Source organism: Stenotrophomonas sp. 22385 (assembly GCF_052045085.1).
In the GTDB taxonomy this organism is placed as follows: Bacteria; Pseudomonadota; Gammaproteobacteria; order Xanthomonadales; family Xanthomonadaceae; genus Stenotrophomonas.
Genome location: NZ_JBQEOG010000001.1, coordinates 106,076 through 129,318 on the forward strand (window position 1 = coordinate 106,076; position 23,243 = coordinate 129,318).

The following is a 23,243-nucleotide window of genomic DNA, read 5'->3' on the forward strand; positions in this document are numbered from 1 at the left end:
CGTCTCAGGATTTGCCATGACCAAGAACGAACTTTTCGATCGCATCGTCAAGATCCTCAAGGACAGCTTTGAGATCGAGCCGGTGCGCATCACGCCCCAGGCCCGCCTGTACGACGACCTGGACATCGACAGCATCGATGCCGTCGACCTGATCGTGCAGCTCAAGCCGCTGCTCGGCCGCAACCTGCAGCCGGAAGCCTTCAAGGCGGTCCGCACCGTGCAGGACATCGTCGATGTGGTGCATGGGCTGCTGCCCGGGCAAGCGGCCGCCTGACGGCCGCCGCTGAAGATCGACCATGGTCCGGGTGCGCGTCGCGGCGTTTGCAGTGCTGTCGCTGGCGTATCCGCTGGTGGTGTACTTCTCGCTGGGCCGCTTCGAGCCGCGCTGGATGGCGTTGCTGCTGTTCGCGCTGGCGGCGTTGCGCGCGCTGACCACCCGCCAGCCGGTGTGGTGGGTGGCCGCTGCAGGCGCCGGCCTGCTGGCCCTGCTGGCCACCGCGTTCAACCAGGCCCTGCCGCTGAAGCTGTACCCGGCGCTGGTCAACGCGGTGATGCTGGTGATCTTTGCCACCAGCCTGCGTTTTCCGCCCAGCGCGGTGGAGCGGCTGGCGCGCTTGACCGAGCCGGAACTGCCGCCATTCGCGGTGGTGTATACCCGCCGTGTCACCCAGGTGTGGTGCGGTTTTTTTGTTCTCAACGGGGGCCTGGCCCTGCTCACGGCGTTCTGGGCCTCCAACCAGGTCTGGGCGCTCTACAACGGATTGTTGGCGTACGTGATGATGGGAGTCCTGTTTGGCGGTGAATGGCTGGTGCGGCGGCGGGTGAAGGCGGCGCATGCGCATGGCTGAATGGATCGCGCTGGACCGGTTGGCGCAGCTGCCGCGGGCCGAACGCATCGTCGGCATCACGGCCGATGGCCGCACGGTGGCGCACCCGCAGTTCCGCGCCCGGGTCATCGGCTGGCAGCTGGCGTTCGCCGCCGTGCCCGGCCGCGACTGGGCCCTTTATTTCGACGACACCCTGGATTTCGCCGCCGCGCTGTTCGGCGCCTGGCACGCCGGCAAGCGGGTGTTCCTGGGCGGCGATAACCTTCCGGCCACCCTGGAAGGACTCGGGCCGCGCGTGGCCGGCTTCGCCGGTGATGTTCCGGCGCGTTATGCGCCGCTGCAACCGCGCGATGTGCACGATCCCCAGGGTGAACTGTCGCTGCTGGACGAAGACACGCTGGAACTGGTGGTGTTCACTTCCGGCAGCACCGGCGCGCCCAGCGCCATCAGCAAGCGCATGTGTCAGCTGAGCCGCGAGGTGGATGCGCTGCAGGCCGCCTTCGGTGACCAGCTCGATGGCGCGCAGGTGCACGGCACTGTGTCGCACCAGCATATCTATGGGTTGCTGTTCCGCGTGCTGTGGCCGCTGGCGGCGGGCCGCGCGATTCAGCCGCGCCGCTTCTTCCATGAAGACCTGGTCAGCGCACTGGCGCAGCAGCCCTCGGTGCTGGTGGCCACACCGGCCCACCTCAAGCGGCTGCCCGGACAGCTGGACTGGCCGTCGCTGGGCGGCCGGCTGCGCGCGGTGTTTTCCTCCGGCGGTCCGCTGCCCAGCGAGGCCGCGCTGCAGGCCCGCGCGCTGCTGGGCGTGGCGCCTACCGAAGTGTTCGGCAGCAGTGAAACCGGCGGTATCGCCTGGCGTCGCTGGAGCGCCGAACAGCCGCAGTGGCACCCGCTGCCGGGCGTGTCCTGGCGGATCGAGAACGGCTGCCTGGCCGTGTCCTCGCCGCACCTGGCCGATGACGCCTGGTGGCAGACCCAGGACCGCGTGGAAGCCGACGCCGGGCGGAGCTTCCGCCTGCTCGGCCGCGCCGACCGCATCGTCAAGATCGAAGAGCGCCGGGTCTCGCTGGACGCGCTGGAGCAGCAGCTGCGTGCCCACGCACAGGTACAGGACGTGCGCGTGCTGGTACTGCCGGGTGCGCGCGAACAGCTCGCTGCCGTGGTGGTTCCGTACGGCGAGGGCGTGGCACAGTGGACCGATGGCCAGCGCCGACAGCTGTCGCAGGCGCTAGGCGCCCACCTGGCCCACAGCCATGATGCCGTCACGCGCCCGCGGCGCTGGCGCTTCGTCGACGAGCTGCCCTACAACGCGCAGGGCAAGATCACCGCAGCGTCGCTGGAAGCGCTGTTCCGGCCGCTGCTGCCGGCGGCGCAGTGGAGGCAGCGCGACGCCGACGCTGCGCAGCTGGTGTTGCCGCTGGAACCGGACCTGGTGGCCTTTGATGGCCACTTTCCGCAGGCGAAGATCCTGCCCGGGGTGGTCCAGCTGGACTGGGCGATCCATTACGCGCGAGAAGCGTTCAGCATGCCGCCTCGCTTCGAGCGGATGGATGCCCTCAAGTTCCAGCACGTGGCGCGGCCGGGCGACCAGCTGCACCTGACCCTGGGCTGGGATGCGCTGAAATCGGTACTGAGTTTCCGCTATGTCTCCGACCATGGCGTGCACGCCAGCGGCCGGGTGGTGTTCGGCGATGCATGAGCCGCTGGTGGTAATTCCGGTCTACGACCACGAACACGCCATCGGCGCGGTGGTGCAGGGCGTGCGTGCCAGTGGGCTGCCATGTCTGCTGGTGGATGACGGGTCGCACCCGGCCTGCGCGCAGGTGTTGCAGGCCCTGGCGCAGGCACATCCGGACCAGGTCACGCTGCTGCGCCTGGCGGTGAACCAGGGCAAGGGCGGCGCGATGCTCGCCGGCTTCGCCGAAGCGGCGCGGCGTGGTCACACCCACGTGCTGCAGATCGATGCCGATGGTCAGCACGACCCGTCTGATATTCCGCGCTTCGCAGCCTTGTCAACGCAGCACCCGCAGGCGGTCATCTGCGGCATTCCGGTCTACGACGACAGCGTGCCCAAGGCGCGGCTGTATGGTCGCTACGCCACCCACATCTGGGTCTGGATCAACACGCTGTCGCTGCAGATCCGCGATTCGATGTGCGGCTTCCGGTTGTATCCGCTGGTGCCGGTCATCGGCCTGGTGGGCGAGGAAACCATCGGCCGGCGCATGGATTTCGACAGCGAGATCCTGGTGCGGCTGTTCTGGCGCGGCGTGCAGGTGATCAGCCTGCCCACCCGGGTTACCTATCCCAGTGATGGCGTGTCGCACTTCGATGTGTGGCGTGACAACGTGCGTATCAGCCGCATGCACACCCGGCTGTTCTTCGGCATGCTCCGGCGCGCACCGCGCCTGCTGTGGCGCCGTGCCCGTGGAGCAGCTGCGGCATGAGCGCACCGGTGCCGGCCAACGCCCCGCACTGGGCCGACCTGGGCGAAAGCACCTCCGCTGCCGGAGTGCTGTTCCTGTGCTGGGTGCACCGCTGGTTCGGGCGCTGGCCGTTCCGCCTGTGCGTGTACCCGGTGGTGCTGTGCCACTGGTTGAGCAACGGCGTGGCGCGTCGCGCCTCACTGCAGTACCTGCAGCGGCTGCAGGCGCACACCGGAGTGTTCGGCGGCCCTCCGGGGCGCTGGACCAGCCTGAAGCACTTCGCGCTGTTCGCCGACACGTTGCTGGACAAGCTGCTGGGCCTGGGCGGGCGTTACCCGCCCGAGCGCATCCACCTGCAGCGCGACCTGATGCTGGAAAAGATCGCGCGCCGCGAGGGCGGGCTGATCCTGACCGCGCACATCGGCTGCCTGGAACTGTGCCAGGTGCTGGCCGAGCAGGTGCCGGGCTTCCACATCACCGTGCTGGTACACACCGCGCACGCGCAGCGCTTCAACCGGCTCATGCAGCGGCTGGACCCATTGGCCTCGGTCGAACTGATGCAGGTCACCGACATGGGCCCGGCCACTGCCGTGGAACTGCAACGGCGCGTGCAGGCCGGCGGCTTCGTGGCCATCGTCGGCGACCGCGTGCCGCTGCGCGGCGGCCGCACCGTGCCGGCACCCTTCTTCGGCCACACCGCACGGTTCCCGATCGGCGCCTACGTACTTGCCTCGGCGCTGGGCTGCCCGGTGTACACCATGGCCTGCCTGCACCAAGGCAACGGCTACCGCGTGCGCTTCGAGCACTTCAGCGACCGCATCACCCTGCCGCGCGGCTCGCGCGACGCCGCGCTGACCGCGCAGGCCGAACATTTCGCCCGGTGGCTGGAACTCCAGGTCACCGAAGCCCCCTTGGACTGGTTCAACTTCTTCCCCTTCTGGGATCAGGCATCTCATGGCACGTAATGCAGGCTCCACCCCGGCCCGGACCCTTCGCTTCGGCGATGCGCCGCTGACCATCGAAGACGTGGTCGCGCTGTCGCAGCGCAAGGCCGACGCCGTGGTCAGCGACGACCCGGCGTTCACCGCGCGCATCCAGCGCGGCGCCGATTTCCTTGACCGCCTGCTGCGCGAAGACGGGGTGATCTACGGCGTGACGACCGGCTACGGCGATTCGTGCACGGTGAACATTCCGCCGGCCCTGGTGGCCGAACTGCCGCACCACCTGTTCACCTACCATGGCTGTGGCCTGGGCCGCTTCCTGGACGAGCAGGAGACCCGCGCGGTCATCGCCGCACGCTTGGCCTCGCTGGTGCGCGGCATGTCGGGCGTGAGCCATCCGCTGCTGCAGGGCCTGGCCACGCTGCTGCGCCACGATGTGCTGCCGCTGATTCCGGCCGAAGGTTCGGTCGGCGCCAGCGGCGACCTCACCCCGCTGTCCTACGTGGCCGCCGTGCTCTGCGGCGAACGCGACGTGATGTACCAGGGTGCACGCCGCCCGGCAGCCGAGGTACTGGCCGAGATCGGCATGGTGCCGCTGCGGCTGCGGCCGAAGGAAGGCCTGGCGATCATGAACGGCACCGCGGTGATGACCGCGCTCGCGTGCCTGGCTTACGACCGCGCCGATTACCTGACCCGGCTGGCGACCCGCCTGACCGCGTTCAACGTGCTGGCCAGCGACGGCAACGCACACCATTTCGATGAAATGCTGTTCGCCGCCAAGCCGCACCCCGGCCAGATGCAGATCGCCGCGCGCCTGCGCGACGACCTGCACAGCGACCGCCCGCCGCGCAACGAACAGCGCCTGCAGGACCGCTACTCGCTGCGCTGCGCCCCGCACGTGATCGGCGTGGTCCAGGACGCGCTGCCGTTCCTGCGCCAGTTCATCGAAACCGAACTCAACAGCGCCAACGACAATCCGCTGATCGATGCCGATGGCGAGCGCATCCTGCACGGTGGCCACTTCTATGGCGGCCACATCGCCTTCGCGATGGATGCACTCAAGAACACCATCGCCAATCTGGCCGACCTGCTCGACCGCCAGCTGGCGCTGGTGGTGGATGCGCGCTACAACCACGGCCTGCCGGCCAACCTGTCGGCCTCCACCGGCGAGCGCGCGGCGATCAACCACGGTCTGAAGGCGCTGCAGATCAGCGTCTCGGCCTGGACCGCCGAAGCACTCAAGCAGACCATGCCGGCCTCGGTGTTCTCGCGGTCCACCGAATGCCACAACCAGGACAAGGTCAGCATGGGCACCATCGCCGCGCGCGACTGCCTGCGCGTGATCGAGCTGACCGAACAGGTGGTGGCCGGCATGCTGATCGCCGCGCGCCAAGGCGTGGCCCTGCGCGAACGGGTCGGCATGAACGCCACCCTGCACGGCGACCTTGCCGCCATGTACCAGGATCTGTGCGAGCGCATCGCGCTGGTGGAAGAAGACCGCGCCCTGGACGGCGAGCTGCGCTGCCTGCTCGCCGATATCCGGGGCCAGCGCTGGAGTCTGTATGACCGCCCCTGACCTGAGTTTGGACGTGGCCCTGTCGCCGACCTTCCACGACTGCGATCCCATGCACGTGGTGTGGCACGGCAACTACTTCAAGTACTTTGAAGTGGCCCGCTGCGCGCTGCTGCAGCGCTACGACTACGACTACCCGCAGATGCGCGATTCCGGCTACATCTGGCCGGTGGTCGACGCGCGGGTGAAGTACATCCGCCCGCTGCTGTACGGCCAGGCGCTGCGCGTGCGCGCCACCATCACCGAGTGGGAAAACCGCCTGAAGATCGCCTACGAGATCTTCGATGCCGACAGCGGCCAGGTGCTCACCCGCGCCCATACCATCCAGGTCGCGGTCGACGCGGCCACCAACGAAATGCTGTACCTGTGCCCGCCGGTGCTCTGGGAACGGCTGGGAGTGCAGGCCCCATGATCCGATTCGTTCGCACGCTGGCCGTGCTGGTGCTGTTGGCCGTGACCAGCCCCGTGCTCGCCGCGACGGCCGCCAGCGTGGACCTGGTCAAGCAACGCGTGGCCAAGGTCGAGGTGCTGCGTGGTGAGTTCAGCCAGGACAAGCAGGTGGCCGGTTTCAAGAACCCGCTGCGCTCGCAGGGCCGCTTCGTGCTGGCCCAGGACCGGGGCGTGATCTGGACCACGCTCAAGCCGTTCCCCTCCGAGGTGGTGGTCACCCGCGACCGCATCCTCAGCCGCCAGCGCGACGGCAGCAGCCGGGTCGAACTGGATGGCCGCCAGCAGCCGGCGATGCGCTCGGTCAACGCGATCATGTTCGCGCTGATGAGCGGTGATGCGCAGGCGCTGTCGGCGCAGTTCACGGTCAAGGTCGATGCGCTGCCCGACAACGGCTGGCGCATGCACCTCACCCCGCGTTCCCCGATGCTGGCCAAGGTGTTCAGCGCGCTCGAACTGAGCGGCGACCGTTACGTGCGCGAGGTGCAGATCACCGAAGCCAACCAGGATGTCACCCGCATCCACTTCGCCGCCCTGAGCGAAACCCCGGCGCAGCTGAGCGCCGACGAGGACCGCCGGTTTGAATGAGTCGTTGAATTCGGCCTGGCGCGAGAACGGCCGGCTGCAGCGCGCATGGCGCTGGCTGGCGGTGGCGTGGCTGCTGGTGCTGGTCGGGCTGGGCGTACAGCAGTGGCAACTGTGGTCGAAGGAATCGCGGATCGACACCGACATCCTGGCGCTGCTGCCGCAGGATGCGCACGACCGCCTGCTGTCGGACGTAACCCGGCGCATCGCCGATGCGAATGCGCGGCAGATCGTGGTACTGCTCGGCAGCGCCGACGGCGTGGCCACCAAGGCCGCCGAACGGGCCTTCCGCCAGACCCTGCGCAACGATGCCCAGGGCAAGGCGTTGTTGCAGGAAAGCGGCTCCATCGAAGGCTGGTTCGACCAGGCGCGCGCGTTCTACGCGCCCTACCGCGACCGCCTGCTGACCGGGCAGCAGCGCCAGCGCCTGCAGGATGAGTCCGCCGACAGCCTCTCCGAATCCGCGCTGGCCGCGTTGTATGGCCCGATGGGCGCACCGCGCCTGACCGAATGGCGGCAGGACCCGCTGTCGCTGTGGCCGCAGTGGTGGCAGGAGCGCGCTGCCGCCTCCGGCCTGCGCATGGGGGACGACGGGCTGCTCGACGCCGATGGCAAGCACTGGTCGGTCATCCAGTACGAAACGCTGGGGTCGGCGTTCCAGCTCGACGGCGAACGCCATATCGACCGGCTGCTTGATGCCGCCACCGCCGCTGCGGCCAGGCACGCGCCCGGCCTGGAAGTACTGCGCGCCGGTGTGCCGCTGCATGCCGAAGCCGCGGCCGTGCAGGCCAACTGGGAAATCAACACGATCGGCTGGGGTTCGCTGGCGGCGGTGCTGCTGCTGGTGTGGCTGGCATTCCGCTCGCTGCGCCCGATCCTGCTGGTGGCCGCCTCGCTGCTGATCGGCTGCGGCGTGGCGCTGGCGGTGACCGTGCTGGTGTTCGGCAAGGTGCACGTGCTCACCCTGGTGTTCGGCGCGTCGCTGGTCGGCGTGGCCGAGGATTACGGCATCCACTGGTTCGCCTCGCGCCAGGCCGAACCGGCCGACCGCCGCTGGAAACTGCTGCGGCACCTGCTGCCCGGCCTGTGGCTGGCCCTGGTGACCAGCGCGCTGGCCTACCTCGCGCTGGGTCTGGCCCCGTTCCCCGGCCTGCGCCAGATGGCGCTGTTTTCGGTGGTGGGGCTGGCCGGCGCGTTCCTGACCGTGATCTTCTGGTTCCCATGGCTGGATGGCGGCGAAATCCGCAGCACCCGCTTCGCGCGCTGGTTGGGCGCCACCCTGGAGCGCTGGCCGCGCCTGCACGGGCGCCGCCCGGTTGGCCTGTTCCTGGGCGTGGTGGTGGTGGTGTCGGGCGTGGGCATGCTGCGCCTGACCGCCGACGACGACCTGCGCAGCCTGCAGTCTTCGCCGATGTCACTGATCAACCAGCAGATCCGCATCAGCCAGATGCTCGGCATGCCCAGCCCGGCGCAGTTCTACCTGGTGCAGGGCGAGAACGCCGAGCAGGTGCTGGAACGCGAGGAGGCACTGATCGAGCGCCTGCGCGTGCTCGCGGCCAACAAGCAGATCGGCGGCTACCGTGCCATCAGCGAGTGGCTGCCATCGGTGCAGCGCCAGCACGCAGATGCCGCCCTCACTGCGCGGGTCGAGCCGCAGGTGCTGGGCGCCGTGGGGCAGGCCGTGGGCGAAACCCTGCAGCGCCCGGACTACGCAACGCAGGACCTGCAGGCCGACGCGTTCCTGGCGTCGCCTGCGGCCATGCCGTTCCGCCACCTGTGGCTGGGGGAAGTGGGCAAGGGCATGGCCTCGGTGGTGATGGTCGATGACCTCTCCCGCGCCGATGCGCTGACCCTGCTCGAAGCGCAGGCCAAGGGCATCGACGGCGTGCGCTGGGTGGACCGCACCGCCGATTTCTCCGCGCTGCTCAAGCACTACCGCAAGCTGATGAGCGCGCTGCTGCTGGTGGGCATCGTGCTGGTGTTCGCGGTGCTGTATTGGCGCTACCGCGCGCAGGCGTGGCGCGTGTTCGCGCCCACGCTGGCCGCCGGTGCGCTCACCCTGGGCCTGCTCGGCCTGTTCGGGCAGCCGCTGCAGCTGTTCAACGTGCTGGCGCTGATGCTGCTGCTCGGCATGGGCATCGACTACGGCATTTTCCTGATCGAACACCGGGGTGACGCCAGCGCCTGGCTGGCGGTCTGTGTGGGCGCGGCCAGTACCTGGCTGTCGTTCGGCCTGCTTGGCCTGTCGGCCACCCCGGCGCTGCGCGCGTTCGGTCTCACCCTGCTGTTTGGCATCGGCCTGGTCTGGTTGATCTCGCCGCTGTTCCGCCCGCCACCGCACGACGCACCGCACTGAGCGACCGCGCCGGATACCCCCACGTTTCAGATCAAGGATGCATCGATGACCGCAGCACTGGAAACAACTGAAATCCTGGTGATCGGCGCCGGCCCCGCCGGTTCCGTGGCCGCCGCCATGCTGCGCCAGCAGGGACGCCAGGTCCTGATGCTCGAGCGCCAGCAGTTCCCGCGCTTCTCCATCGGTGAGAGCCTGCTGCCGCAGAGCATGGAGTACATCGAGGCGGCCGGCCTGCTGCAGGATGTCGTGGAGGCCGGCTTCCAGTACAAGAACGGCGCGGCCTTCGTGCGCGGCGAGCGCACCACCGAATTCGACTTCCGCGACAAGTTCTCGCCGGGCTGGGGCACCACCTACCAGGTGCAGCGCGCCCACTTCGACGATGTGCTGGCCCGTGGCGCCGAGCGCATGGGCACCACCCTGCGTTTCGGCGACGAAGTGCTGGCGGTGGAGCCGGGCAGCCCGGCCCGCGTGCAGGTGCGCCGCCCGGATGGCAGCGAGTACACCATCGAAGCCGGCTTCATCCTGGATGCCAGCGGTTTCGCGCGCCTGCTGCCGCGCCTGCTGAACCTGGAATCGCCCTCGAACTTCCCGGTGCGTGGCGCCATCTTCTGCCACGTGCGCGACCACATTCCGGCCGATGCCGGTTTCGACCGCAACAAGATCCTGATCACCACCCACCCCGAACACGTGGACGTGTGGTACTGGACCATCCCGTTCTCCAATGGCTGCTGTTCGCTGGGCGTGGTCGCCGAGCCGAGCTTCTTCGAGAAATACGACGGCACCGACCTGGAGAAACTGCAGGCCATCGTCGGCGAAGACCCGAACCTGACCCGCCTGCTCAGGAACGCCGAGTGGGCGGTGCTGCCGGTGCGCACCATCACCGGCTATTCGGCCAACGTCAGTTCGCTGTGGGGCGAGGGATACGCGCTGCTGGGCAATGCCGGCGAGTTCCTTGACCCGGTGTTCTCCTCTGGCGTGACCATCGCCTTCAAGTCCGCGCAGCTGGCCAGCGACTGCCTGGCGCGCCGGCATGCCGGTGAGCAGGTGGACTGGGAGCGTGAATTCGCCATTCCGCTGCGCGCCGGGGTGAAGACCTTCCGCCGCTTCGTCGAAGCCTGGTACGCCGGTGGCTTCCAGAAGATCATCTACCACCCCGACCCGCAGCCGGATGTGCGCCGCATGATCTCCTCGATCCTGGCCGGCTATGCGTGGGACACCAACAACCCGTACGTGGCCGATGACAGCGGCCGTCGCCTGCGGGTGCTGGAGGAATTGTGCACCGGCTGATCCTGACGTTGCTGTTGAGCGTGCTGCTGGCCGCCTGCGCCAGCACCCGCATGCCCGCCCCGCTGGTGCAGCTGCCGACCCTGCAGCTGGCACCATCGGCGCTGGCCGGGCCGCTGCAGCTGCAGCAGCGTCTGCAGTTCCGCTTCGGCAGCCACGAGCGCGAACTCGATGCCCTTCTCGAAGCCGATGGTGAGCAGGTGCGGCTGGCGGTCCAGGCCATGGGCCAGACCGGCGTGCGCATGGTGTGGGACGGGCACACGCTGGAACAGACCCGCGCCCCGTGGCTGCCGCCGCAGGTGCGGGGCGAACGCGTGCTGGATGACCTTCAGTTCGCGCTGTGGCCGGCCGCTGCCATCCGGGCGAAGCTGCCGTCGGGCTGGCGCCTGGTCGAGGCCGACGGTGGCCGTCGCCTGGAGCAGGGTGGCAAGCCGTGGCTGCTGCTGGAACCGCTGGACGACGGCCGCCTGCGACTGCGCAACCTGGCCGAAGGCTATGAACTGGTGATCGAATCGTTGGACATGGGGCAGGTACCACAGTGAGCAGTACCGCGGTGTATCTCAATGAGCTGGGCGTGGTCTGCGCACTGGGCAGCGGGCGCGCGCAGGTGCGCGACAGGCTGTTCGACGACCAGCCCGGCGGCCTGCGCGACAACGACACCATGATCGCCGGACGCACCCTGGCGCTGGGCGAGGTGAGCGGGCCGCTGCCGGACCTGTCGGCGTTGCCGGTGGCGCTGCGCGGGCGCAACAACGCCCTGCTGGAAGCCGCGCTGCTGCAGATCCGCCCGGCGGTGGACGCGGCGATCGCGCGCCATGGCGCCGAGCGCGTCGCAGTGATCATCGGCACCAGTACGTCGGGCATCGGCGAATCCGAGGGCGCGTTGCGGCTGCAGGCCGCCGAAGGCCGCTGGCCGGAGGATTTCGATTATGCGCAGCAGGAAATGGGCACGTCCGCCCGCTTCGTGCGCGAGCGGATCGGCAGCCACGGCCCGGCCTGGACCATTTCCACCGCGTGCTCGTCCAGCGCCAAGGCGCTGATGTCGGCGGCACGGCTGCTCCGTTCGGGGGTGGTCGACGCGGTAGTAGCCGGTGGCGCCGATTCGCTGTGCCGCTTCACGGTGGCCGGCTTCTGCGCGCTCGAGTCGGTTTCCGCCGCGCGCTGCAACCCGTTCTCGCGTCATCGCAACGGCATCAACATCGGCGAAGGCGCCGCGTTGTTCCTGATGACCCGCGAGCCGGGCCCGGTCCGGCTGTCCGGCTGGGGCGAATCCTCCGACGCACACCACATGTCCGCGCCGGACCCGCAGGCGCGCGGCGCCATCGAGGCCATGCAGCAGGCGCTGGACCGCGCCGGCCTGGCCCCCGACCAGATCGATTACGTGAACCTGCACGGCACCGCTACCGGCCACAACGATGCGATGGAAAGCCTGGCGGTGGCCAGCGTGCTGGGCACGCGGGTGCCGGCCAGCTCGACCAAGCCGTTGACCGGCCACACCCTGGGTGCCTCGGGCGCCATCGAAGCGGCGCTGTGCTGGATGACCCTGGCCGACAATCCCGACCAGCGCCTGCCCACGCACTGGTGGGACGGGCAGGCTGACGAGACGCTGCCTGCGCTGGCCCTGGTGGCGCCCGCCACGCACGCAGCGCAGCCGCTGCAGCACGTGCTCAGCCATTCGTTCGCGTTCGGTGGCAGCAACGCCGTGCTTGCGCTGGCGCGGGCATGAACATGCAGCTGCCGACCGATATCGAAAGCGTGTTGCCGCATCGCGACAGCATGCGGCTGATCGACCGGGTGGTCGATTGGCAGCCCGAATCCATCGTGGTGGAAGTGGATGTTCCTGGCCACGGCCTGTTCAACCGCCCCGGCGGCGTGCCCGCCTGGGTGGGCGTGGAGTACATGGCGCAGGCGATTGCAGCCTGGGCCGGCTGCCGCGCACGCGCAGAAGGGCGCGAGCCCTCGATCGGTTTCCTGCTGGGCACGCGGCGCTATACCGCCTACCAGCCGGCCTTCACCCCGGGCAGCTGCCTGCGGGTAGAGGCACACTGCGAGCTGATGGGCGAAAATGGGCTTGGCATGTTCGCCTGCCGGATCCTGGCAGGTGAGGTTGAGTTGGCGGTCGCCAACGTATCGGTGTTCGAACCACGCGATGCGATGGCTTATCTGGAGAGTGGAGAGGCATGACAGGGAATATGACCGTGCTGGTGACCGGCGCCAGCCGGGGCATCGGCCGCGCCGTGGCGTTGCGGATCGCGCGCGATGGCTTCGACGTGGTGGTGCATTGCCGCAGCCGGATGGACGAAGCGCAGGCGGTGGTCGCCGACATCCAGGCGCTCGGCCGCCAGGCCCGGGTGCTGATGTTCGACGTGTCCGACCGCGAGGCCGCGCGCACTGCGCTGGAGGCCGATGTCGAGGCGCATGGCGCCTACTACGGCGTGGTCTGCAACGCCGGCATCGCCCGTGACGGCGCCTTCCCGGCGATGCCGGCCGAGGATTGGGACGCGGTGGTGCACACCAACCTGGACAGCTTCTACAACGTGCTGCACCCGCTGGTGATGCCGATGGTGCGGCGGCGCAAGCCGGGCCGCATCGTCACCCTGTCGTCGGTGTCCGGGCTGGTCGGCAACCGCGGCCAGACCAATTACAGCGCGGCCAAGGCCGGCATCATCGGCGCCACCAAGGCGCTGGCGCTGGAACTGGCCAGCCGCGCGATCACCGTGAACTGCGTGGCACCCGGCCTGATCGAGACGGAGATGGTCAACCAGGAAGTGCTCGACCACGCGCTCAAACTCATTCCCGCCGGGCGCATGGGCCAGCCGGACGAGGTCGCGCACGCGGTCTCGTTCCTGCTCTCCGGGTCGGCCGGCTACATCACCCGCCAGGTGATCTCGGTCAACGGAGGCATGGTCTGATGAGCCGCCCCGATCGTCGCGTCGTAGTGACCGGCGCCGCCGCCATCAGCCCGCTGGGGCATGACTGGCCGAGCATCCGCGCGCGCCTGCACGCGCGGGAAAACGCAGTGCGTTACATCCCCGGCTGGGAAATCTTCGACGGCCTCAATACCCGCCTGGCCGCACCGGCTGAAGACTACGAGCTGCCCTCGCACTACAACCGCAAGACCACCCGCAGCATGGGCAAGGTGGCGGTGATGTCCGTGCGCGCCACCGAACTGGCGCTGGAAGCGGCCGGCCTGCTGGGCCACCCGGTGCTGCGCAGCGGCCTGGCCGGCGTGGCCTACGGCTCGTCCTCGGGCAGCCACGAAGCCACGGCCGAATTCGGCCGCATGCTCCACGAACACACCACCGACGGCATCAGCGCCACCACCTACCTGAAGATGATGAGCCACACCTCGCCGGTGAACATCGGGGTGTTCTTCGGCTTGTCCGGTCGGGTCTACACCACCTCCAGCGCCTGCACCTCGGGCAGTCAGGGCGTGGGGTCAGGCTATGAGGCGATCCGCAGCGGCAAGCAGACGGTGATGGTCACCGGCGGTGCCGAACAGCTCGACGCCACCGCGGCAGCGGTGTTCGACACCCTGTTCGCCACCAGCGTGCGCAACGACGCGCCCAAGACCACCCCCAGCCCGTTCGACGCCCACCGCGACGGCCTGGTGCTGGGCGAGGGCGCCGGCACGCTGATCCTGGAAGACCTCGAACACGCGCAGGCGCGCGGTGCCACCATCCTGGCCGAAGTGGTCGGCTACGGCACCAACAGCGATGGCCAGCACGTCACCCAGCCAACCGCCGACACCATGGCCCAGGCCATGCGCCTGGCGCTGGAAGACGCCGGGCTGGAACCGCAGCAGATCGGCTACGTCAACGCGCACGGTACCGCCACTGAACATGGCGATATCGCCGAAACCCAGGCAACCGCCCAGGTGTTCGGCCCGGGCATGCCGATCAGCTCGCTGAAAAGCTATGTGGGTCACATGCTCGGCGCCTGCGGCGCCTTCGAAGCATGGGTGACCATCGAAATGATGCGTGAAGGCTGGTTCGCCCCGACCCTGAACCTGCACGAGGTCGACCCGCGCTGCGGCGCGCTCGACTTCATCCGTGGCGAGGGCCGCCAGATGCAGCCTGAGTACGTGATGAGCAACAATTTCGCCTTCGGCGGCATCAACACCTCGTTGATCTTCCGCCGCTGGCAGGACTGATTTTCCCTCGAGCAACACCCGCCTTACCAACAAGGAGATGTTTGAATGCGTCGTTTTGCCCTGATTGCCGCCACCGCTCTGCTTGCCGTCGCCAGCACCGCCAATGCCCGTGAAACCCGTGTCGAGCTCCCGCTGCACGCGCTGATCAACTCACCGGAAGCCAAGGCCGCCGGTATCGACGGCAGTGTCCGCTTCTTCCTGGCGGGCGAAAAGGTCAACGTCCAGCAGCGCCTCGGCGAAGACGTCACCAACAAGAAGACCAACGCCGCCAACAAGAGCGACGTCGTCGCCTGCAACTGGGTGGCCCTGTCGGCGCTGAAGGCGCTGCAGGACGGCGCCAAGTCGCGCGGGGCCAACGCCGTGGTCGATGTGGTGAGTTACTACAAGAAGAACGAGTTCAAGAGCACCACCAACTTCGAATGCTATGCGGGCGCCATCCTGGCCGGCGTTGCGCTGAAGGGCACGTACGCCAAGGTGAAATAACGCTGCGCGTTATTTCACCGGGGGGGCGGTCGCCGTGCACTCCACGGCGACCGCCGTACCTGAACACCGCCGCGACATTGATGAACCTGAATCTGCCGCGCGCCGGCAAACCGACGCCGCAGCCCCATCCCGGCTTTCGTAGTTGCCTGCTTTACTCCACAATCGGCGTATCTATTCCCAGGGCCAAGCCCCGCGGGCAATGCAAGCCTACGTCTACAAAAGCCAACGCAAGCAGGACACATACGTCTACCTCGCCGCCCGCGATGCCTTCGATGCCATCCCCGATGCGCTGAAGGCCACACTGGCGCCGTTCGCATTCGTGCTGGAAGTCGCCCTGACCCCCGGACGTCGCCTCGCCCTGGCTGACGCTGATCATGTGCGCGCCAACCTCAAAGAGCGCGGTTTCCATCTGCAGATGCCACCGCCGCCGGTCGCGCCCGTGAAGGTGCCGCGCCGCGATGACTGATATTCCGCGCACCCGCGCTGCCGCGATCGCCTTCGCCACGGGCGGCCTGCTGTCGCTGGCCGCGGTGGTGGGCGGGGTGCCGGCTGCGCTGGGTGCCGCACTGGCGCAGCCAGCGTTCGCGCTGGGCGTGTCCTGGTGGCGGCGCAGCCGCGCCGTGCCGGCGATGCCCCAGCTGGGCCGCCAGGACCTGCCGGCGCTGCTGGCGCTGTGGTCGGCGGGCCCGGCCCTGCTGGCGCTGCTGGTGGCCTGGCCGCTGGCCGCGCTGCACGACAGCGGCAGCCTGGCCGCCGTACTCGGCCTGAGCGTGGCGGTCAGTGCCGCGCTGCTCGGCGTCTGGCGCACCTGGCCGTTGTGGAATGAGATCGAACGCAGCGACGGCAGTCTGGCGCGCCACTGGCGAGCGCTGGCCGGCCGCGATCTGAGCGCCTGGCGCGGTCTGGTCGTGGCCGCGCTGGTGGTGGCGATCTGCGCGCTGGTGGTGACGTCGGCCTGGCCGGGACTGGTCCCCGACGGCATGCGCTGGCCATACGCGCTGGCGGTACTGCTCGGTTCGCCGCTGGCCCACCTGGCCCTGCAGCGGATCGCGCCGGCCGACGCGCTGGGCAGCCGCAGCGTGCCTGACCTGGACAGCGATACGTTTGCTGCCGCCGCACACCGCGACGATCCGACCTCACCGCTGGAACCGCTGGCCCAGCACGAACGCCTGCCCGCGCTGTACGAGGCCGCGCGCAGTGGCCGGGTCGACCGTGCCCTGCAGCTGCTGGCCGCCGGGGCGGACCCGCAGGGCCTGCCCGACCCGACCTGGCGCGACCAGCGCAGCCTGGTCGTACTGGCCGCGGTACTGCCCGACCTGCGCCTGCTGCGCGAGCTGATTGCCCGCGGCGTGGGCGTCAACACCCCGCACAAGGGCATGACCCCGCTGCTGGCGGCTACCCGCGACAGCTGGCACGGCCGCCCGGAAGCGGTGATGACCCTGCTGGCCAACGGGGCCGATTCGCGCGCGGTCGACAGCGATGGCAACACCCCGCTGCACCATGCCGCGCGCAGTTCCGACCCGGGCGTGGCCGCGCTGCTGCGCGACGCTGCGGCCGAAGTGGACGCGCTGAACAATGACGGCTGGTCGCCGTTGGCGGTGGCCTGTCAGGTCGGCAACTGGCGGCTGGCGCGGTTCCTGCTCGAGCGCGGTGCGCGCACCGAACCGGCCGATGGCACGCCTGTGCTGCTGGCCGCGGCCGGCACCGAAGAAGACGATCCGGCCGGTGTGCAGTTGCTGCTCAAGCACAAGGCGCGCGCCGATGCGCGCGACCGCCAGCGCCGCAGCGCCCTGCACGAAGCGGCCTTGGCGGGCCACGTGGACATCATCGATGTGCTGCTGGCTGCGGGGGCCAACCTCGAATCGCGCGATGCCCTGTCGCGCACGCCGTGGCTGGAAGCGGCGCGCGGTGGCCGCGCCGGCGTGGTCGAACACCTGCTGCCGCACAAGCCCGACCTGCACGCCGTCGATGTCGAAGGCCGCAATGCAGTACTGCTGGCGTGCATGGCCGACAACGTCTCGCCGATGCTGGTTCGCCGCCTGCTCGACCTGGGCATTGCTGCCGATGTCCCCGATCCGCAGGGCCGGCGCGCCGTGGATATCGCCGCCGCCGCCGGGCGCTGGGCGATCGTATCGCTGCTGGACCGCAACTACCCGCTGCCCACGGCAGTGAGCGATGGTCTGGCCAGCGCAGGCGAGGACGACAGTGGCGAAGGCAGCCCGGCCTTGCCGGACCGCCCGCCGCTGGACCTGCTGCGCGAAGCGCTGGGCTTCGGCAACGTGGATGGCATGGCCTCGCTGGCACGGCTGTGCAGCCCGGATGAACTGGGTGGCCTGCTGCACGACGGCGAACTGGCACTGGACCCGCACGCGGTGGAATGGCTGCTGGCGCATGGCGCCGCGCCGGAAGTACTCGATGCCTGCGGCGATACTCCGATGTTCGCCTTGCTTGCGCGCGGCATCGACGCGGTGCCCGCACTGCAGGTGCTGCTGCGCCGGGGCCTGTCGCCGGCGGGTGCCGGCGGCCTGGCCCGCCTGCTCAGCGCCTGCGCCCAGCACGACCAGGCCGCGCGCGGGCTGGAACAGCTTGCATTGGAACTGCTGGAGCGCGGTGCCGATCCCTTCGCGCCGTCACCCGCTGGCGATCCGCCACTGTCGCTGGCCGTGCGCCTGGGCTGGCTGCGCCTGCAGCAGGCCCTGCTCACCCTTGGAGTGGACCGTGAAGCGCGCGACAGCCACGGCATGACCGCGCTGCACCTGGCAACCGCGCTGGCCCGCGAAGGATCGTTGAAACTGCTGGTGCAGCAGGGCGCTTCGCCCGAAGCCCGCGCTGCCGACGGCCAGACCCCGCTGGGCGTGGCGCTGTCCATCGGCCGCCGCGACCTCGCCGATTGGCTGGATTGGCGTGTGTGGCAGTTGCCACGCCGTGCGCTGCGCGCCGCCGACCTTCCCGCTGCCGCGATGGCCGGCGATGCCGACGCCGTGCGCCGCCTGAACGACCTCGGCTTTGCCGTCGACGTGGTGGATGCGCAGGGCTGCACCGCGCTGCTGCGTGCCGCCGGTGGCGGTCACCTGGCGGTGGTCGATCTGCTGCTGGCGCGTGGCGCCAATCCGCAGCACGCCGCTGCCAGCGGTGCCACGCCCTTGTCGGCTGCGGTGAGCATGCGCCAGATCGACATCGTGTCGGCGTTGCTGGATGCAGGTGCAGAGCTGGAATACAAGCTGCCCGGGGGTGTGACCGTGCTGATGCTCGCGTCGGCACTGGGCCTGCCGGATATCGCCGCGCGCCTGCTGACCGCCGGTGCGGATGTGCATGCCAGCGATGCGCAGCAGCTGGGGCCGCTGCATTGTGCGGCCCTGTACGGATTTGGTGCCCGGGATCGCTCGCGCCTGCTGGCACTGCTTGACACCCTCCTGCTGGCCGGTGCCGAGCCGGACCAGGCCGCGGCCGGTTCGGTGACGCCGCTGCTGTTGCTGCTGGGCGCACGCGCCGAGCCGGGTACCGCCTGCGATGAGCAGATCGTGCTGGCCGCCGTCGAACGGCTGCTGGACGAAGATGTGTCGCTGGATGCGCGCGATCCGCGTGGCTTCGGCCCGTTGCACCTGGCGGCCCTGCACGGGTTGCCGCTGCTGGTGCAGCGGCTGCTGCGTGCAGGCGCGGATCCGGACGTGCGTGATGCGCTGAACCGCAGCCCGCGCGAGATCGCGGTGATGCGCGGCTTCATCGACGTGGCCGGCGAATTCGAACCGCGCGTGCCAGGCGTTTCGTCGATGGCGCGGTTCCTGCGGGATAACGGTTGATTCCGGGGCGCACGACCAACGGTCGTGCGCTACCGCCGGAGTTGCTGCCGGTCAATCGCGGCGTTCGGCGTCCGCCTTTCCGTCACTGCCGGCATCGGCTTCGAACAGGTGCATGAGGTCTGCCCTGGCGTCGCGCGAGGTCTGGATCACAGCCGCTTCGTCGTCGTAGACCAGGTACTGGTCACGCAACAGTTTTTCGTCGTGCTCGCGGAAACGCTGGACGTGCGCGCGCGCCGTATCGGGGGGAATGCCCAGGACGGTCAGTACCCGCTCGCTGAGGTCCAGGCTGGTGCCGAACACCTCGCGGAACGGCTCGGCCGACATGTCCATCAAGCGCCACGCATGCTGGCGGTTGCGTGCCCGGGCCAGCACCACCGCATTCGGGTACATGCGCCGGATCAGCCGCGTAGCACGCATGTTGACTTCCGGGTCGTCCAGCGTGATCACGAACACACGCACGTTCTCGCCACCGGCGGCACGAAGCATCTCGGGCCGCGTCGGGTCGCCGTAGTACAGCTTGTTACCGAAGCGGCGCAGGTCCGATACGGTGTCCGGGTTTGATTCAAGCGCCACGAACGGGATCTTCTGCGCCGTCAGCAGGCGTGCCACCACCTGGCCGAAGCGACCCATGCCGGCAATCATCACGGTGATCCCGTCGCCGTCGTTCTCGACCTTGTCAGCGGGCGGCGTGTCGCTGGCTGGCGAATGCTCGCTGCCCAGCAGGCGCAGCAATGCGATCATCAGCAGCGGTGTCAGTCCCATCGACAGCCCCACGATCGCCACCAGCCGGTCGTGGTTGGCACTGCCCAGCAGGCTCACGCGTTGTGCTTCGTTGAACACCACGAACGCGAACTCGCCGCCCAGCCACAGTACGCTGCCCAGCATCAGCGCATGCCGCGTACTCAGGCGCGCGACCTTGCCGATCCCGAACAGCAGGCTGAACTTCACCAGCAGCAGCGCCACCACGCCAATGGCGATCAGCGCCGGCTCGGCCACCACGCGGTCCAGATCGATGCCCATGCCCACCGCGATGAAGAACAGCCCGAGCAGCAGGCCCTTGAACGGTTCGATCTGCGATTCCAGCTCGTGCCGGAACTCCGAATCAGAGAGCAGCACCCCGGCCAGGAACGCACCCAGGCTGGGGCTGAGCCCGGCTTCCTGCATGAACCACGCCGTGCCCAGCACCACCAGCAGCGCCATGGCCGTGAACACTTCCGGGCTGCGCGTGCGCGCGATGATGTTGAACAGCCGGCGCAGCACCGGCCGCCCGCACAGGATCACCACCGCCAGCGCGCCCAGCGCGATCGCCACGTCATCCCACTGCAGGGTCTGGTTCTTGGCCCCGCCCAGCAGTGGAATGGCGGCCAGCAGCGGAATGGCGATCAGGTCCTGGAACAGCAGGATGGCAAAGCCGAGCCGCCCGTAATCGCTGTTGATGCCCTTGTGTTCGGACAGCAGCTGCAGGCCCACGGCCGTGGACGACAGCGCCAACGCGATGCCCACAATCAGCGCCGCCTTCCACTGGAAGTGGTCCAGCATCAGCAGGCTGCCCAGCACCAGCGCGCTCAGCGCCACCTGCGCGGTGCCCGCGCCGAACACCGACCGCCGCATCACCTTCAGGCGCGTGGGCGACAGCTCCAGGCCGATCACGAACAGCAGCATCACCACGCCGATCTCGGCCGCGCCGAGGATCCGGTCCGCATCCTGCACGAAGCCCAGCCCATCCGGGCCCAGTACCACGCCGGCGGCAAGGTAGCCCAGCACCGCGCCCAGCCCGAGCTTCTTGAACACCGGCACCGCGATCACCGCGGCCAGCAGCAGCACCAGGGCCAGTTCCAGCGCACCGCTATGCATGGGGAATCCTGCGTGTCGAAGCGTCGGCCCGTCGCCGGCGCCTCATTATGCGGCCGCGGGCGGAGAAGGGGTTGACCCCGCCTGCCTACGGGTCCAGACTCCGCCGGCGCCGTTCCGGTAGCGTCCGACCGCTGGTCGGGCGGCCAACAGCGCAAACACCCATCCGGAGTCCCCAACCCATGTCCAGCGACAGTAGAAGTCGACCTTGCTCGACGCCAGCGATGGCCACCGCCTGACACGGGACGGTTCGCCAGCGTTGGCGTCGCGCGATCGCGATCCACAAGGCGAACCCCATGAACCAGAAAGACCTCCTGCGCCCGGTGGCGGATGCCGCCGCCCTGAGCGCACCCCTGCAGGATTTCAACACCGCCGACGCGGTGGAATACCTCAACACCCTCGACCTGGCGCGCGCCGCCGATACCCTGGCCGCGTTGCCGTTGCCGCGCGCGGTGAAAATGCTCGAACAGCCCGAGCTTGCCCGCAGCGGCGACCTGGTCGCCGCACTGCCAGTGGCCAAGGCCGCCGCGCTGCTGGGCCTGATGGCCGACGACCGTGCCACCGACATCGTCCATGAGCTGGACGAGGACGAACGCGCGCGCCTGATCCCGCTGCTCAGCGCCGATTCGCGCCAGGCCATCCAGCAGCTGCTCAGCTACCCGGCCCACACCGCCGGCGCGCTGATGACCACCGAATTCGTCAGCGTGCCCGCTGACTGGACCGTGGGCCGCACCCTGCAGCACATCCGTGAAGTCGAGCGCACGCGCGAAACCGTATACGCCATCTACGTGCTGGACCCGGCGACCCAGGCCCTGCGCCAGGTGGTCACCATGCGCCGATTGATCACCGGCCTGCCGGATGAGCCAATCCTGGAGGTGGCCCAGGTCAACCCGCCGGTGACCGTCGATGCCATGCTCGACCAGGAAGAAGTCGCCCAGCTGATCCGCCGCCACGACCTGCTGGCCATTCCCGTCGTCGATGCGCGCCAGCAGGTGCTGGGCATCGTCACCGTGGATGACATCCTGGATGCACTGATCGAAGAATCCACCGAAGACGCGCACAAATTCGGCGGCATGGAAGCGCTGGAGAAGCCGTACATGCAGATTGGCTTCTTCGAGATGCTGCGCAAGCGCGCCGGCTGGTTGAGCGTGCTTTTCCTCGGCGAAATGCTCACCGCCAGCGCCATGCAGCATTACGAGGACGAACTGGCCCGCGCCGTGGTGCTCACCTTGTTCATCCCGCTGATCATGAGCTCGGGTGGCAATTCCGGTTCGCAGGCCACTTCGCTGCTGATCCGCAGCCTGGCGCTGCGCGAACTGCGCCTGCGCGACTGGTGGAAGGTCGCCCTGCGCGAAGTGCCCACCGGCATCACCCTGGGCGCCATCCTCGGCGTGCTGGCGATGATCCGCATCGTGTCCTGGCAGCTGCTTGGTCTGCACGACTACGGCGAGCACTGGCAGCTGCTCGCGCTCACCATCGGCGCAGCGCTGGTCGGCATCGTCACCTTCGGGTCGCTGTCCGGCTCGATGCTGCCGTTCATCCTCAAGCGCCTGGGCTTTGACCCGGCCAGCGCCTCGGCCCCGTTCGTGGCCACCCTGGTCGACGTCACCGGGCTGGTGATCTACTTCAGCATCGCCGCGATGATCCTGGGCGGCACGCTGCTGTAACCGCAGGATGTCGCCACGCCGCCTGCGGCGTGGCGATGCGAGTAACCGATCCTTGCGCCAGATCATCCCAACGGGACCGCGGGCCGTGTACCGTGTCACCACGTGTCCCGGTGACTGTTCGACCCCATGAGCACCTACCACCTGCAATCCGTATTCCGCCCGCAGTCGGTGGCCGTCGTCGGCGGCAGCCCGCGCGAGCGCTCCGCCGGCCGCGCGGTCATGCGCAACCTGCGCGCCACCGGTTTTCCCGGCAAGGTCGCCTGGATCAATCCGCGCTACGGCGAAATCGACGGCATCAGCACGGTCAAACGGCTGAAGGATCTCGACTGGGTGCCCGAACTCGTCGTCATCACCGCTCCAGCCAGCATCGTGCCGCAGGTGGTGGCCACCGCCGCCGAACGGGGCGTGGCCGCCGTCATCATCCTCACCGCCAACCTCGGCCACGGCCCGGGCTCGCTCAGCGAACAGGTCGAAGCCGCCGCACGGCCCAAGGGCCTGCGTATCCTCGGCCCGCATTGCCTCGGCGTGATCGCCCCGCACGCGCGGCTCAACGCCAGCATCGCCGCGCACTTCCCGCAGGCCGGCGACCTCGCGCTGATTTCCGAATCCAGCGCGATTGCGGCCGCGCTGGTCGAATGGGGCGTGGCGCGCTCTGTCGGCTTCTCTGCGGTGGTCTCGCTGGGCGACGCGCTCGACGTCGACTTCGGCGACCTGCTGGACTACTTCGCCACCGATTACCGCACCCGCGCCATCCTGCTCTACGTCGAACACATCGGCGATGCGCGCAAGTTCATGTCCGCTGCGCGCGTGGTCGTGGGCGCCCAATAGAGGGGGGTGGTTAAACCCGGCC

Annotated in this window: 20 protein-coding genes and 1 pseudogene; 20 read left to right on the forward strand and 1 reads right to left on the reverse strand. The window is 69.0% G+C overall.

Going from position 1 to position 23,243, the window contains the following annotated elements; translation table 11 throughout:
- The first annotated feature begins 16 nt into the window (after positions 1-16).
- From ACTJI4_RS00390 to ACTJI4_RS00475, 18 genes are all read left to right on the forward strand, one after another.
- On the forward strand, positions 17-274 hold the full coding sequence (locus tag ACTJI4_RS00390) for an acyl carrier protein (protein ID WP_068854458.1): 258 nt from the start codon (positions 17-19) through the stop codon (positions 272-274).
- Positions 275-296: 22 nt separating this feature from the next.
- Complete coding sequence (locus tag ACTJI4_RS00395; protein ID WP_392922276.1) at positions 297-848, forward strand: hypothetical protein; 552 nt, start codon at positions 297-299, stop codon at positions 846-848.
- A complete protein-coding gene (locus ACTJI4_RS00400; protein WP_392922279.1) occupies positions 841-2,529 on the forward strand; it encodes an ApeI family dehydratase in 1,689 nt (562 codons plus the stop codon). Before ACTJI4_RS00395 ends, ACTJI4_RS00400 begins: the two co-directional genes overlap by 8 nt.
- The gene (locus ACTJI4_RS00405) at positions 2,522-3,274 is read left to right on the forward strand and encodes a glycosyltransferase family 2 protein (protein ID WP_440868205.1); all 753 of its coding nucleotides are present in this window, start codon (positions 2,522-2,524) and stop codon (positions 3,272-3,274) included. The genes ACTJI4_RS00400 and ACTJI4_RS00405 overlap by 8 nt, the downstream gene beginning before the upstream one ends.
- Positions 3,271-4,218: an LpxL/LpxP family acyltransferase gene (locus ACTJI4_RS00410; protein ID WP_440868206.1), complete on the forward strand. Its 948-nt coding sequence runs from the start codon at positions 3,271-3,273 to the stop codon at positions 4,216-4,218. The genes ACTJI4_RS00405 and ACTJI4_RS00410 overlap by 4 nt, the downstream gene beginning before the upstream one ends.
- Complete coding sequence (locus tag ACTJI4_RS00415; RefSeq protein ID WP_440868207.1) at positions 4,208-5,770, forward strand: HAL/PAL/TAL family ammonia-lyase; 1,563 nt, start codon at positions 4,208-4,210, stop codon at positions 5,768-5,770. The genes ACTJI4_RS00410 and ACTJI4_RS00415 overlap by 11 nt, the downstream gene beginning before the upstream one ends.
- A complete protein-coding gene (locus ACTJI4_RS00420; protein ID WP_392922291.1) occupies positions 5,757-6,179 on the forward strand; it encodes an acyl-CoA thioesterase in 423 nt (140 codons plus the stop codon). The genes ACTJI4_RS00415 and ACTJI4_RS00420 overlap by 14 nt, the downstream gene beginning before the upstream one ends.
- The gene (locus ACTJI4_RS00425) at positions 6,176-6,802 is read left to right on the forward strand and encodes a LolA family protein (RefSeq protein WP_440868208.1); all 627 of its coding nucleotides are present in this window, start codon (positions 6,176-6,178) and stop codon (positions 6,800-6,802) included. The genes ACTJI4_RS00420 and ACTJI4_RS00425 overlap by 4 nt, the downstream gene beginning before the upstream one ends.
- Positions 6,795-9,155, forward strand: a complete 2,361-nt coding sequence (locus ACTJI4_RS00430) for an MMPL family transporter (RefSeq protein ID WP_440868209.1) — start codon at positions 6,795-6,797, stop codon at positions 9,153-9,155. The genes ACTJI4_RS00425 and ACTJI4_RS00430 overlap by 8 nt, the downstream gene beginning before the upstream one ends.
- A gap of 45 nt (positions 9,156-9,200) precedes the next feature.
- Positions 9,201-10,442, forward strand: a complete 1,242-nt coding sequence (locus ACTJI4_RS00435; RefSeq protein WP_440868210.1) for an NAD(P)/FAD-dependent oxidoreductase — start codon at positions 9,201-9,203, stop codon at positions 10,440-10,442.
- Entirely contained in the window at positions 10,430-10,981 is a 552-nt protein-coding gene (locus ACTJI4_RS00440; RefSeq protein ID WP_392922303.1) for a DUF3261 domain-containing protein, read from the forward strand. The genes ACTJI4_RS00435 and ACTJI4_RS00440 overlap by 13 nt, the downstream gene beginning before the upstream one ends.
- Positions 10,978-12,165, forward strand: a complete 1,188-nt coding sequence (locus ACTJI4_RS00445) for a beta-ketoacyl-[acyl-carrier-protein] synthase family protein (RefSeq protein WP_392922306.1) — start codon at positions 10,978-10,980, stop codon at positions 12,163-12,165. The genes ACTJI4_RS00440 and ACTJI4_RS00445 overlap by 4 nt, the downstream gene beginning before the upstream one ends.
- Positions 12,162-12,623 (forward strand): ApeP family dehydratase, encoded by a 462-nt coding sequence (locus ACTJI4_RS00450; RefSeq protein WP_392922308.1) that lies wholly within the window; start codon positions 12,162-12,164, stop codon positions 12,621-12,623. Before ACTJI4_RS00445 ends, ACTJI4_RS00450 begins: the two co-directional genes overlap by 4 nt.
- On the forward strand, positions 12,620-13,351 hold the full coding sequence (fabG, locus tag ACTJI4_RS00455; RefSeq protein ID WP_440868211.1) for a 3-oxoacyl-ACP reductase FabG: 732 nt from the start codon (positions 12,620-12,622) through the stop codon (positions 13,349-13,351). Before ACTJI4_RS00450 ends, fabG begins: the two co-directional genes overlap by 4 nt.
- A complete protein-coding gene (locus ACTJI4_RS00460; RefSeq protein WP_392922314.1) occupies positions 13,351-14,592 on the forward strand; it encodes a beta-ketoacyl-ACP synthase in 1,242 nt (413 codons plus the stop codon). Before fabG ends, ACTJI4_RS00460 begins: the two co-directional genes overlap by 1 nt.
- 45 nt (positions 14,593-14,637) lie before the next feature.
- Positions 14,638-15,075 carry an excinuclease ATPase subunit gene (locus tag ACTJI4_RS00465; protein ID WP_392922316.1) on the forward strand — a complete coding sequence of 146 codons (438 nt, stop codon included), beginning with the start codon at positions 14,638-14,640 and terminating at the stop codon, positions 15,073-15,075.
- 199 nt (positions 15,076-15,274) lie between these two features.
- A complete protein-coding gene (locus tag ACTJI4_RS00470; protein WP_440868212.1) occupies positions 15,275-15,541 on the forward strand; it encodes a YcgL domain-containing protein in 267 nt (88 codons plus the stop codon).
- Positions 15,534-18,875: an ankyrin repeat domain-containing protein gene (locus ACTJI4_RS00475; RefSeq protein WP_440868213.1), complete on the forward strand. Its 3,342-nt coding sequence runs from the start codon at positions 15,534-15,536 to the stop codon at positions 18,873-18,875. Before ACTJI4_RS00470 ends, ACTJI4_RS00475 begins: the two co-directional genes overlap by 8 nt.
- Before the next feature lie 51 nt (positions 18,876-18,926).
- On the opposite strand, the gene ACTJI4_RS00480 is transcribed toward ACTJI4_RS00475, so the two are convergent.
- Positions 18,927-20,729: a monovalent cation:proton antiporter-2 (CPA2) family protein gene (locus tag ACTJI4_RS00480; protein WP_440868214.1), complete on the reverse strand. Its 1,803-nt coding sequence runs from the start codon at positions 20,727-20,729 to the stop codon at positions 18,927-18,929.
- A 293-nt stretch (positions 20,730-21,022) separates the two neighbouring features.
- Here ACTJI4_RS00480 and mgtE point away from each other — a divergent pair, with 293 nt between their 5' ends.
- Both mgtE and ACTJI4_RS00490 read left to right on the forward strand, forming a co-directional pair.
- Positions 21,023-22,393, forward strand: a complete 1,371-nt coding sequence (mgtE, locus tag ACTJI4_RS00485; protein WP_440868215.1) for a magnesium transporter — start codon at positions 21,023-21,025, stop codon at positions 22,391-22,393.
- 126 nt (positions 22,394-22,519) lie between these two features.
- Positions 22,520-23,215, forward strand: a pseudogene (locus tag ACTJI4_RS00490) (CoA-binding protein); the annotation flags it as partial.
- Positions 23,216-23,243 lie beyond the last annotated feature (28 nt).

Bases quoted from the DNA above. Each gene is read 5' to 3' on its own strand.
- ACTJI4_RS00390 (WP_068854458.1), top strand. From the start codon at position 17: ATGACCAAGAACGAACTTTTCGATCGCATCGTCAAGATCCTCAAGGAC.
- ACTJI4_RS00395 (WP_392922276.1), top strand. From the start codon at position 297: ATGGTCCGGGTGCGCGTCGCGGCGTTTGCAGTGCTGTCGCTGGCGTAT.
- ACTJI4_RS00400 (WP_392922279.1), top strand. From the start codon at position 841: ATGGCTGAATGGATCGCGCTGGACCGGTTGGCGCAGCTGCCGCGGGCC.
- ACTJI4_RS00405 (WP_440868205.1), top strand. From the start codon at position 2,522: ATGCATGAGCCGCTGGTGGTAATTCCGGTCTACGACCACGAACACGCC.
- ACTJI4_RS00410 (WP_440868206.1), top strand. From the start codon at position 3,271: ATGAGCGCACCGGTGCCGGCCAACGCCCCGCACTGGGCCGACCTGGGC.
- ACTJI4_RS00415 (WP_440868207.1), top strand. From the start codon at position 4,208: ATGGCACGTAATGCAGGCTCCACCCCGGCCCGGACCCTTCGCTTCGGC.
- ACTJI4_RS00420 (WP_392922291.1), top strand. From the start codon at position 5,757: ATGACCGCCCCTGACCTGAGTTTGGACGTGGCCCTGTCGCCGACCTTC.
- ACTJI4_RS00425 (WP_440868208.1), top strand. From the start codon at position 6,176: ATGATCCGATTCGTTCGCACGCTGGCCGTGCTGGTGCTGTTGGCCGTG.
- ACTJI4_RS00435 (WP_440868210.1), top strand. From the start codon at position 9,201: ATGACCGCAGCACTGGAAACAACTGAAATCCTGGTGATCGGCGCCGGC.
- ACTJI4_RS00450 (WP_392922308.1), top strand. From the start codon at position 12,162: ATGAACATGCAGCTGCCGACCGATATCGAAAGCGTGTTGCCGCATCGC.
- fabG (WP_440868211.1), top strand. From the start codon at position 12,620: ATGACAGGGAATATGACCGTGCTGGTGACCGGCGCCAGCCGGGGCATC.
- ACTJI4_RS00460 (WP_392922314.1), top strand. From the start codon at position 13,351: ATGAGCCGCCCCGATCGTCGCGTCGTAGTGACCGGCGCCGCCGCCATC.
- ACTJI4_RS00465 (WP_392922316.1), top strand. From the start codon at position 14,638: ATGCGTCGTTTTGCCCTGATTGCCGCCACCGCTCTGCTTGCCGTCGCC.
- ACTJI4_RS00470 (WP_440868212.1), top strand. From the start codon at position 15,275: ATGCAAGCCTACGTCTACAAAAGCCAACGCAAGCAGGACACATACGTC.
- ACTJI4_RS00475 (WP_440868213.1), top strand. From the start codon at position 15,534: ATGACTGATATTCCGCGCACCCGCGCTGCCGCGATCGCCTTCGCCACG.
- ACTJI4_RS00480 (WP_440868214.1), bottom strand. From the start codon at position 20,729: ATGCATAGCGGTGCGCTGGAACTGGCCCTGGTGCTGCTGCTGGCCGCG.
- mgtE (WP_440868215.1), top strand. From the start codon at position 21,023: ATGAACCAGAAAGACCTCCTGCGCCCGGTGGCGGATGCCGCCGCCCTG.